The organism is Lactobacillus helveticus DSM 20075 = CGMCC 1.1877, from assembly GCF_000160855.1.
GTDB classification, from domain to species: domain Bacteria; phylum Bacillota; class Bacilli; order Lactobacillales; family Lactobacillaceae; genus Lactobacillus; species Lactobacillus helveticus.
Window position 1 is genome coordinate 17890 of record NZ_GG700755.1, and the last position, 10700, is coordinate 28589.

Below are 10700 nucleotides of genomic sequence, written 5' to 3' on the forward strand. Positions count from 1 at the left end.
AATTGTTGAGCCTAAAATCGTTGAACCGGCTCTTTTTAATTTATGACCTAAATCTACTAATTCTTTAAATACTCTGGTATCTGTTCTTTGTGAATGTGCAATTACTGCACTATGAAATTTTTCTGAGCCACCGACAGCTTGTTTTAATTGAAAGAATTGAACGGTATCTGCACCATGAGCCACCACGGCCTGCAATTCGGTTGCGGCCATTTGTCCAGGTCTCTTCAAAGGACTATACGGCTGCCAGTTAACCTGTGACGGAGCTGACTCCATTAACATGAATGGCTGATGTTTCAAGCTACGCATCAAGTCATATAAAAATGCTGGTTTATATGTAGGTGCATCGTAAGTAGGATAAGAATCATAAGAAATAATATCTTGATCTTTAGCCCACTTTTGACAGTCAACCATCTTATTTGGTAAGCTATGGAAATTGGTAGTCACAGGAGTCTCAGAATCATGTTTTTTAATAATTTGCTTTTCCATCTTAAACAGATTTTGCAAACTTTCTGATTGAAAACGCAAATAATCAATTGAAAGACCCGCAACAATAGTTTCACTGCCTTCGGGGCCCCATGCATCCCCTAACTCATTTGGAACTACAATTTCATCCCAGTCATAGATAGTATGACTCCAAACATTCATATTCCATGCTTTGTTTAAAGCATCTAGAGTCTGATACTTATCCTTCAGCCATTTACGAAATTCATGTTGACAATTCTCACAGTAGCAATTGCCACCATACTCATTATTTACGTGCCAAACAACAATATTAGGATTATTTTGATAATGCTTAACTAATTCTTCAACTAAATTACCAGCTAATCTTTGATAATTTTTGCTATTCGGGCAAAAGTTGTATCGCTGACCAAAAACATGTCGTCTGCCTTGATAATCAACTCTGGCAACATCTGGATACTTTTTAAACATCCAAGCCGGCATTGCAGCAGTAGACGTACCAATTACGATATCAAAGTTCGCATCTGATAATTTTTTAACTACTTTATCTAGCTCGGAAAAATCATACTTACCTTCTTCAGGTTCAAGCAATGCACAAGAAAAAATATTGATTGTAGCTGAATTAATATCTGCTTTTTTAAAAACTTGAATATCTTTAGACCAAGTGTCTTCAGGCCATTGATCCGGATTATAATCTCCGCCGTATAAAAACGTGTTAATGCTTTTGCAATTTTTCTTCCTCTACTTAAATTGTACATCTACTACTTTTTCACCATGTTTAATATCTTTACCAGCTTGAATAGTACCAGAATTTTGAATTCTACCTGGTTGAGTATAGAATATCACGATCGTGTCTTTATAACCATTGTTAAGAGCCAAATCACGATCAAACTCAAGTAATTTATCGCCCTTTTTCACTGTTTGACCATCATCGTAGAAAGTTTCAAAGCCTTCTCCACGTAAATTGACAGTACCCAATCCTACATGGACAACAACTTGTAGTCCATTTTGTGACACAATCTCGAATGCATGCTTTGTACCGAAAGTAAACTTGATCGTTCCATCAAATGGTGCATAAATTTGACCACTGCTTGGCTCAATTGCAAATCCTTTACCAGGGAATGGTTTACCATCTTCATCAACAACAGAAGACATTTGCATTAATTCACCATCAGCAGGTGCATAAATAGTTACTTCTTTTGTTCCTGTATCTACTGAAGTCTTCTTTTCAATCTCGCCTTGTGCAAGTTTACTCTTCAATTCTTCAATAACTTGTGCGTGTTTCTTTTCACTCAAAGTTACTTTGAGTGAAAATACTACAATAGATAAAACTGCCAAAGCTAAAGGAATATATAAAGCCATCATATTAAATGTGTTAATACCTTTGCTCGTCATATCTGCTGCAGTAGCTGATCCAGTCATCCCAGCTGCAATTGCCACATAACCAACTAAGGCATTTGAAACAGCACCAGCAAATTTATCAATCATTGGACGAACAGCTAAAACAACGGCTTCATTTCTTTGACCAATCTTAAGTTGACCATATTCAATAGCATCAGTTAAAGTTAAAACAGTTACCAACAGAGCGAAGTTAATATTGAATAAAACTAAGCCTAAATCCATTAAGAAGACATTGTTATGACCAAAGATAAATAGGACATATGCTAATACCATACAAGTTTGGCCTGCAATAAACAACCATTTTCTTGGAATATATTTGTTCAAAACTGGGAAAGATGGATTAATGCAGCAACCAATAATTGTTGCAATTATACCTACTACCCAGAAATCATTTGGCTTGCCAATTACAAACTTGTACATGTAGAACAAAACACCATTAGTAATTACAGCAGCAAGTGAATACAATAAGTAAGCTAAACTTGGCCACAAAATTTGATCATTATGGAAAATCGCACCAAATACTTGACGCAAAGTGGTTTTCTGTTTGGCCGAATCTCTAATAATGTTGTGCTTTTCTTTAGTACCAAAGCAAACAATCAAGGCACAAATAATTGCTAAGGCTGAAATTACGGCCGCAAAGGCGAACCAGCCAGGAGCTCCTTCTTCGTGTTTGCCAGTAACCGCGTAAGTTACACCGGTAACCAGTGGCACAACAATAATTGGCAAACTATTCCAACCAATAATACCTGAAAAGGCACCAAGTGAAGTATAAATACCACGTTCATGTGAATCTTCACTCAAAGCTGGAACCATGCCCCAGTATGAAACATCTGATAATGAATAGAAAACATCAAAAGCGATGTAAATCAACACAAACAAAATTGCAAAAAGGATCCAATTCTGTTGTGCTAATCCAAAAATACCAGTAAATAGAATAAGTAATAATGCTGCACTAACAACAGTACCTATTAAAATCCAGGGCTTGAATTTACCCCATCTTGTTTTAGTATTATCAACAACATTTCCTAAAATAGGGTCAATGACTAGTTCGATAATTCTTACTAGTACCATTAATCCAGTAATTAAACCTATTAATTTATCAGCAACGGATTGATTTAATCCGCTAAACATTCCACTAGTAATAAAAATAATAAAATATGTACTCATTACACCATAAAATGCTGAGTGCCCCAAATTGCCCAGACAAAATGATGCATAGGAAACTATTTGTTTCCCCGAAACTTTATGATTATGCATGATAATTCCTCCCAAGATTCCTTTTTAGAAATCGCTTACACGAAATAATTTATCATTTTTTTGTTCTAGTAAAATATTTATTTAGATTTACTAAGCTATTTACTAAGTATAAATATTTAAAGAAAAGGCTTATTTACGTCATTCTTTTTTAAAAAAAGGCTTATAAAAATTTTTTTCTTTACCAAAACGTTTACTTAACACTAAAAGTCATTCTTTTTTATACATGTAAATCAATATTAAATTTATGCTTACATCAGTTTCCTCTACTTAAACTTCACTTCAACCACCTTTTGACCATGTTCAACAACTTTACCTGCCGAAATTTTACTCATTTTTTCTACTCTACCAGGTTGAGTATAGAAAATTACTATCGTATCTTTATAACCATTTTTTAGTGCTAAATCACGGTCAGATTCTAATAGCAGTTCACCTTTTTTAACAATTTGTCCATCATCATAATATGACTCAAATCCTTCACCACGCAAATTAACTGTGCCAAGACCAACGTGAACTATAACTTGCAGACCATTTTCAGTTACAATTTCAAACGCATGCTTGGTACCAAAGGTAAACTTAATTTTGCCATCAAATGTGGCAAAAATTTGCCCACTGCTTGGATCGATTGCAAAGCCTTTACCAGGAAATGTTTTGCCATTTTCATCGATTACTTCAGACATAGTCATTAATTTACCATCTGCAGGTGCATAAATGGCAGTCGACTTTAAATTTGCTGCAGGTAAATTGCCATCTTCGATCTTCCCTTGTGCAAGTTTGCTCTTTAATTCTTCAACCACTTGAGCGTGTTTCTTTTCAGATAAAGTTACCTTGCTTATAAAAATGATAATAGCTAAAACTGCCAAAATTAATGGCACATATAAAGCCATAATATTGAAAATGCTAATATCGTGACTTGTCTATCTGCTGCAGTTGCTGAACCAGTCATGCCTGCCGCAATTGCTACATATCCTACTAGCGCGTTTGAAATAGCACCGGTAAATTTATCGACCATTGGTCGAACAGCTAAAACGACGGCTTCATTTCTCTGACCACTTTTCAGCTGACCATATTCGATGGCATCAGTTAATGTTAAAACAGTTACTAATTGAGCAAAGTTGATATTAAATAGAGCTAACCCTAAATCCATTAAAATGACGTTATTGCGACCGAAAATGAACAACCCGTATGCCAAAATCATACAAATTTGACCGCCAATAAATAGCCATTTTCTTGGAATATATTTATTTAAAATTGGAAACAATGGACTAATGCAAAAAACGATTAATGTGGCAATGACACCAACAACCCAGAAGTCATTTGGTTTATTAATCACGAATTTGTACAGATAAAACATTACCCCATTTGTAATTACATTAGCCAATGAGAACATCAAATAAGCCAAACTTGGCTATAAAATCTGATCATTATGTGAAATTGCCCCAAATACTTGACCTAAAGTTGTTTTTTGCTTGGCAGAATTTCTAATTAAATTATGTTTTTCATTAGTTCCTAAACATACGATTAGTGCACAAAGAATAGCTAAGGCTGAAATAACCGCCGCAAAGGCAAACCAACCAGGAGCCCCTTCTTCATGCTTGCCAGTCATTGCATAAATTACACCGGTAACCAGTGGCACAACAATGATAGTTAGTCCGTTCCAACCAATTGCACCTGAAAAAGTCCCCAAAGCAGTATAAATACCACGTGCGTGTGAATCCTCACTTAAGGCTGGAACCATGCCCCATCTGATAAGGAATAAAAAACGTCAAAACCGATATAAATGATTACAAATAAAATTGCAAAAAGAATCCAACTCTTATGTGCCAAGCCGAAAATACCGGTAAAGAGAATCAGCAGTAATGCGGCACTAGCTACCGTTCCAATAAAGATCCAAGGCTTAAACTTGCCTCACCTTGTTTTAGTATTATCAACGATGTTCCCCAACACTGGATCAATTACTAACTCTACAATTTCTTACTAAAACTATCAATGCAGTAATTAAGCCAATTAACTTATCTGCAACTGAATGATCTAGTCCTGTAAACATGGCACTAGTGATAAAAATAATAAAATACGTACTCATTACGCCATAAAAAGCTGCGTGTCCTAAATTCCCCAAACAAAAGGACGCATAGGAAATGACTTGCTTTCCTGAGATTTTATGATTATTCATCTTTTTCCTTCCTCCCCAATGAATCTCTGCAAGCGCTTGCATGAAAGCAATATACGCTCTTTTGTTAACTAAGTAAATCCCTTATTTATTATTACTAAATGGTTTACTTGCAAAGCAAATAAAAAGAGAATGTGAGCTGTTCACATTCTCTTTTTTATTTTCTATCAAAAAATATTTTTCTTTACTAAAAAATTTACTTTTCTTGGGGAACGAAGCTTTTTCGTACTACCAAATTAGTGTTCATCCGGATATCAATATTTGGTCGATCTGGACGAATAATCAAATGAGTTAAAGTATCAAGTGCCATATCAATCATTTCTTGTTGATTAATGTTGAACGAAGAAAGTGGTGGTGAAACATACTTAACCACATTGCTATTATTAATACTTAAGATCTTAGTATCTTTTGGTACATTTACGTTTTCTTCGTTAAAGGCTTGTAAAACGCCAACGGCTAAAGTATCAGATGCAATTAAAAATGCTTCAGGTAAATCATTTTTGTATTTAGCCAAAACCATTTTTCCCAATTTATAACCATTTTCAACGCTAACCGGTCCTTCAACGCATGTCCATTTAGTATCCATGCCTCTAGTTTTCATGTATTCAACAAAAGTAATTGAACGCAAATCGTTTTCCTGAATATGGTCATGCTTAGGGCCAACGCCACCGATAAAACCGATCTTGTTAATGCCATTTTTGATAAACAAATCAATAGCATTTTTAACCGTAAAAGGCAGATTAGGGCGAATTGAATCAAATAATTCGGGAGCTGGATTGGTATCAACAAAAACACCATTAGGCAAAACTTTATGCAGCTTAACCAACTGGGCGTTTTCAATTGGCTCCGCCCCTACTCCAATAAATCCTTGGAACAAAGAAGCGTTCTTGATTAAATCTTCTATGTCATAAAAGGTTTTCATCTTCAGCGCATCTCGCTCTACAGTTGAAACTAATGCTTGTTTCAACGAAGTGAAATACTCATCCTGCAATTGTTCATTATGATTTACTCGATAAAGTAAAGCAATTGTGGGCTTGATTTTCTTTTCTTGATGATCTTCCCAATAGCCCAATTTATTAGCAATCTCCAAAATTTTATTTTTGGTATCTGCAGTAATAGACAAATTAGGATCATTATTTAATAAACGTGATACTGTCGCTGGAGAATAGCCTGATTCCAGCGCAATTTCTTTAATTGTTCTCATAATTATTTCTTTTCTATTTTTATAAATTCTCTTTCTTTATTATACAAAATATTTACTAAATTCCAATAAATAAAGGTTCTATTATCTGCATGTATTCAGTCTTTATAGCAAGTAAATCTTATTAAATATTGTAAATAAATTCTTTACTAGTACTAATAAATTGTTTATTTACATGCTATAATAAAAGCGCTTTCGAAATATATTTTAATAGAAATGAGGTCATATTATGCAAGCAAATATCAATTGGCTAGATAATCCTGAGGTATTCAGGGTCAATCAATTGCCCGCACACAGTGATCATCCCTTTTTTAGAGATTATCGCGAGTGGCAAAAGCAACACAGTAGCTATCAACAAAGTTTAAATGGAAAATGGAAATTTCATTTTTCCGCTAATCCTATGGATCGTCCACAAGATTTTTATCAGCGTGATTTTGATTCTTCAAATTTTGATTCGATCCCAGTTCCAAGTGAAATCGAATTGAGCAACTATACTCAAAATCAATATATTAATGTACTCTTTCCTTGGGAAGGCAAAATCTTCCGCCGCCCAGCTTACGCTTTAGATCCTAATGATCATGAAGAAGGCTCATTTAGCAAAGGCGCAGATAACACAGTCGGTTCATACTTGAAGCGATTTGATTTAAGCTCAGCCTTAATTGGAAAAGATGTTCATATTAAATTTGAAGGCGTCGAACAAGCAATGTATGTATGGTTAAACGGGCATTTTGTGGGCTATGCGGAAGACAGCTTTACTCCTTCAGAATTTGATTTAACGCCATATATTCAAGACAAAGATAATCTTTTAGCAGTAGAAGTTTTTAAACACAGTACTGCATCTTGGCTAGAAGACCAAGACATGTTCCGCTTCTCTGGCATCTTCCGCTCAGTTGAACTACTAGGTATCCCCGCTACCCACTTAATGGACATGGATTTGAAACCACGAGTTGCAGATAATTATCAAGATGGCATCTTCAACCTTAAGCTTCATTTTATTGGTAAAAAAGCCGGTTCATTCCATTTATTAGTCAAAGATATTAAGGGACATACTCTTCTGGAGAAAAATGAAGATATCAAAGAGAACGTTCAAATTAATAATGAAAAATTCGAAAACGTGCATCTTTGGAATAACCATGATCCATATCTTTATCAGCTTCTAATTGAAGTTTATGATGAACAACAAAACTTGCTAGAGCTGATTCCTTTCCAATTTGGCTTTAGGAGAATTGAAATTAGTCCAGAAAAAGTTGTTTTGTTAAATGGCAAGCGCTTAATTATCAATGGAGTTAACCGACATGAATGGGATGCAAAACGTGGTCGCAGCATAACAATGAGTGATATGACAACTGATATTAATACTTTTAAAGAAAATAATATTAATGCTGTTAGAACATGTCACTACCCAAACCAAATTCCGTGGTATTATCTTTGCGATCAAAATGGCATTTATGTCATGGCCGAGAATAACCTTGAATCACATGGTACTTGGCAAAAAATGGGAGAGATTGAACCTTCTGACAATGTACCAGGTTCGATTCCGCAATGGAAAGAAGCAGTGATTGATCGAGCACGCAATAACTACGAGACTTTCAAGAATCACACCTCTATTCTCTTTTGGTCACTTGGCAACGAATCCTATGCTGGAGACAACATCATCGCAATGAATGAATTTTACAAATCTCACGATGATACACGCTTAGTTCACTATGAAGGCGTAGTGCACCGTCCCGAATTAAAAGATAAAATTTCAGATGTTGAAAGCTGTATGTATTTACCACCTAAAAAGGTTGAAGAATACTTGCAAAATGATCCACCAAAGCCATTTATGGAATGCGAATATATGCATGACATGGGCAATTCTGACGGCGGCATGGGTTCATATATCAAATTACTTGATAAATACCCTCAATACTTCGGTGGATTTATCTGGGACTTTATCGATCAGGCATTATTGGTTCATGATGAAATTAGTGGACATGATGTTTTGCGTTATGGCGGCGATTTTGATGATCGTCATTCAGATTATGAATTTTCTGGCGATGGTTTAATGTTCGCAGATAGAACACCAAAACCAGCTATGCAGGAAGTGAGATACTATTATGGATTACACAAATAATCAATTGCATATCATTTATGGGGATGCCACATTGGGCGTTAATGGCAAAGATTTTCAATACATCTTTAGTTATGAACGCGGCGGACTTGAATCGTTAAAAGTACACGGCAAGGAATGGCTTTATCGTGTACCTACTCCTACTTTTTGGCGAGCAACTACAGATAACGACCGAGGCAGTGGATTTAATCTAAAGGCAGCTCAATGGCTCGGAGCTGATATGTTTACTAAATGTACTGATATCCATTTAAAAGTAGACAGACATGACTTTGCCGAACTGCCTATTGCGCCCTTTAACAACAAATTTAGCAATCACGAGTATGCAAAAAGTGCTGAAATTTCATTTACCTATCAAACTTTAACTACTCCTGCAACAAATGCAAAAATCATCTATAATATTGATGATGTCGGTCACATTAAGGTTACAATGCGTTATTATGGTAAGAAGGGATTACCACCCCTGCCTGTAATTGGTATTCGATTGATTATGCCAACGGCTGCTACAGGATTTGATTATGAAGGTTTATCCGGTGAAACTTATCCTGATAGAATGGCTGGAGCTAAAGAAGGTAAATTCCATATCGATGGTTTGCCAGTTACCGAGTATTTGGTTCCGCAGGAAAATGGAATGCACATGCAAACTAAGAAGTTAACCATTAATCGTGAAACCACACAAAATAATGTAGATCGTACAAATGAAAAGTTCAGTCTCTCAATTCAACAAGCAGAAAAACCATTTAATTTCAGTTGTTTGCCTTATACTGCTGAGGAGCTTGAGAACGCTACTCACATTGAAGAACTACCACTTGTTCGCAGAACCGTGTTAGTAATTGCAGGTGCAGTTCGCGGCGTTGGAGGAATTGACAGCTGGGGCACTGATGTTGAAAGCGCTTATCACATTAATCCAGAGTTAGATCATGAATTTTCATTTATTCTAAATTAATTTTTAAATATTTTATTGTAATTAGTAAATCAGTTACTAAATTGTGTGTTATAATGTAATCGATTTCAGTAAAATCTAATAACTGTTAAAGGAGTTTACTACACATGAAAGTTTTAGTTATCGGTGGTGCGGGCTATATCGGCTCACATGCTGTTCGTGAATTAGTTAAGGAAGGCAACGACGTAGTTGTCTTAGATGCTTTATATACCGGTCACAGAAAAGCTGTTGATCCTAAGGCAAAGTTTTATCAAGGTGATATCGAAGATACCTTCTTAGTATCAAAGATTTTGCGCGACGAAAAGATTGACGCTGTAATGCACTTTGCAGCTTACTCACTTGTTCCAGAATCAGTTAAAAAGCCTCTTAAGTATTACGACAATAACGTTACTGGCATGATCTCATTATTACAAGCTATGAATGATGCCAACGTTAAGTACTTAGTCTTCTCAAGTTCTGCCGCAACTTACGGTATTCCTAAGAAGTTGCCAATCACTGAAGACACCCCACTTAACCCTATCAACCCATACGGTGAAACCAAGATGATGATGGAAAAGATCATGGCTTGGGCAGATAAGGCTGACGGCATTAAATACACTGCTCTTCGTTACTTCAATGTTGCTGGTGCTTCAAGCGACGGTTCAATCGGTGAAGACCATGCTCCAGAAACTCACTTGATTCCAAATATTTTAAAGAGTGCTATTTCTGGTGACGGCAAGTTCACTATCTTCGGCGATGATTACGACACTAAAGACGGTACTAATGTCCGTGACTACGTTCAAGTAGAAGACTTGATCGATGCTCACATTTTGGCATTGAAGCACATGATGAAGACCAATAAGTCAGATGTCTTCAACTTGGGTACTGCACATGGTTACTCAAACCTTGAAATTTTGGAAAGCGCTAAGAAGGTTACCGGTATCGACATTCCTTATACTATGGGACCACGTCGTGGTGGCGATCCTGACTCACTTGTTGCTGACTCAACTAAGGCAAGAACTGTTTTAGGCTGGAAGCCAAAGCATGAAAACGTTGATGATGTAATTGCAACTGCTTGGAAGTGGCACAAGAGTCACCCAAAGGGCTACGAAGATAAGTAAGATTATTATTTCTATACAACACGCTGTTTAAACTATTTCTATTATCTAAAAAACACGCTATC

At 36.0% G+C, this 10700-nt stretch carries 6 protein-coding genes and 1 pseudogene; 3 read left to right on the top strand and 4 right to left on the bottom strand.

What is annotated here, in order from left to right:
• The 4 genes and pseudogenes from HMPREF0518_RS05795 to HMPREF0518_RS05825 all read right to left on the bottom strand — a co-directional run.
• Positions 1 to 1179 (bottom strand): beta-galactosidase (locus HMPREF0518_RS05795; RefSeq protein ID WP_211204997.1); only part of this gene is annotated, 1179 nt, incomplete at its 3' end.
• Between the two features lie 21 nt (positions 1180 to 1200).
• The gene (locus HMPREF0518_RS05800) at positions 1201 to 3117 is read right to left on the bottom strand and encodes a sugar MFS transporter (RefSeq protein ID WP_003627050.1); all 1917 of its coding nucleotides are present in this window, start codon (positions 3115 to 3117) and stop codon (positions 1201 to 1203) included.
• Positions 3118 to 3380: 263 nt separating this feature from the next.
• Positions 3381 to 5287 (bottom strand): annotated as a pseudogene (locus HMPREF0518_RS09780) (sugar MFS transporter).
• Between the two features lie 193 nt (positions 5288 to 5480).
• Complete coding sequence (locus HMPREF0518_RS05825; RefSeq protein ID WP_003627055.1) at positions 5481 to 6488, bottom strand: LacI family DNA-binding transcriptional regulator; 1008 nt, start codon at positions 6486 to 6488, stop codon at positions 5481 to 5483.
• Positions 6489 to 6714: 226 nt separating this feature from the next.
• On the opposite strand from HMPREF0518_RS05825, the gene HMPREF0518_RS05830 reads away from it, so the two are divergent.
• From HMPREF0518_RS05830 to galE, 3 genes are all read left to right on the top strand, one after another.
• Positions 6715 to 8601 carry a glycoside hydrolase family 2 TIM barrel-domain containing protein gene (locus HMPREF0518_RS05830; RefSeq protein WP_003627056.1) on the top strand — a complete coding sequence of 629 codons (1887 nt, stop codon included), beginning with the start codon at positions 6715 to 6717 and terminating at the stop codon, positions 8599 to 8601.
• Positions 8585 to 9541 carry a beta-galactosidase small subunit gene (locus HMPREF0518_RS05835; protein ID WP_003627057.1) on the top strand — a complete coding sequence of 319 codons (957 nt, stop codon included), beginning with the start codon at positions 8585 to 8587 and terminating at the stop codon, positions 9539 to 9541. The genes HMPREF0518_RS05830 and HMPREF0518_RS05835 overlap by 17 nt, the downstream gene beginning before the upstream one ends.
• A gap of 104 nt (positions 9542 to 9645) precedes the next feature.
• Positions 9646 to 10638: a UDP-glucose 4-epimerase GalE gene (galE, locus tag HMPREF0518_RS05840; RefSeq protein WP_003627059.1), complete on the top strand. Its 993-nt coding sequence runs from the start codon at positions 9646 to 9648 to the stop codon at positions 10636 to 10638.
• The last annotated feature ends 62 nt before the right edge of the window (positions 10639 to 10700 follow it).

Excerpts from the sequence above, each read along its gene's own strand:
- HMPREF0518_RS05800 (WP_003627050.1), bottom strand. The coding sequence starts at position 3,117 with ATGCATAATCATAAAGTTTCGGGGAAACAAATAGTTTCCTATGCATCA.
- HMPREF0518_RS05825 (WP_003627055.1), bottom strand. The coding sequence starts at position 6,488 with ATGAGAACAATTAAAGAAATTGCGCTGGAATCAGGCTATTCTCCAGCG.
- HMPREF0518_RS05830 (WP_003627056.1), top strand. The coding sequence starts at position 6,715 with ATGCAAGCAAATATCAATTGGCTAGATAATCCTGAGGTATTCAGGGTC.
- HMPREF0518_RS05835 (WP_003627057.1), top strand. The coding sequence starts at position 8,585 with ATGGATTACACAAATAATCAATTGCATATCATTTATGGGGATGCCACA.
- galE (WP_003627059.1), top strand. The coding sequence starts at position 9,646 with ATGAAAGTTTTAGTTATCGGTGGTGCGGGCTATATCGGCTCACATGCT.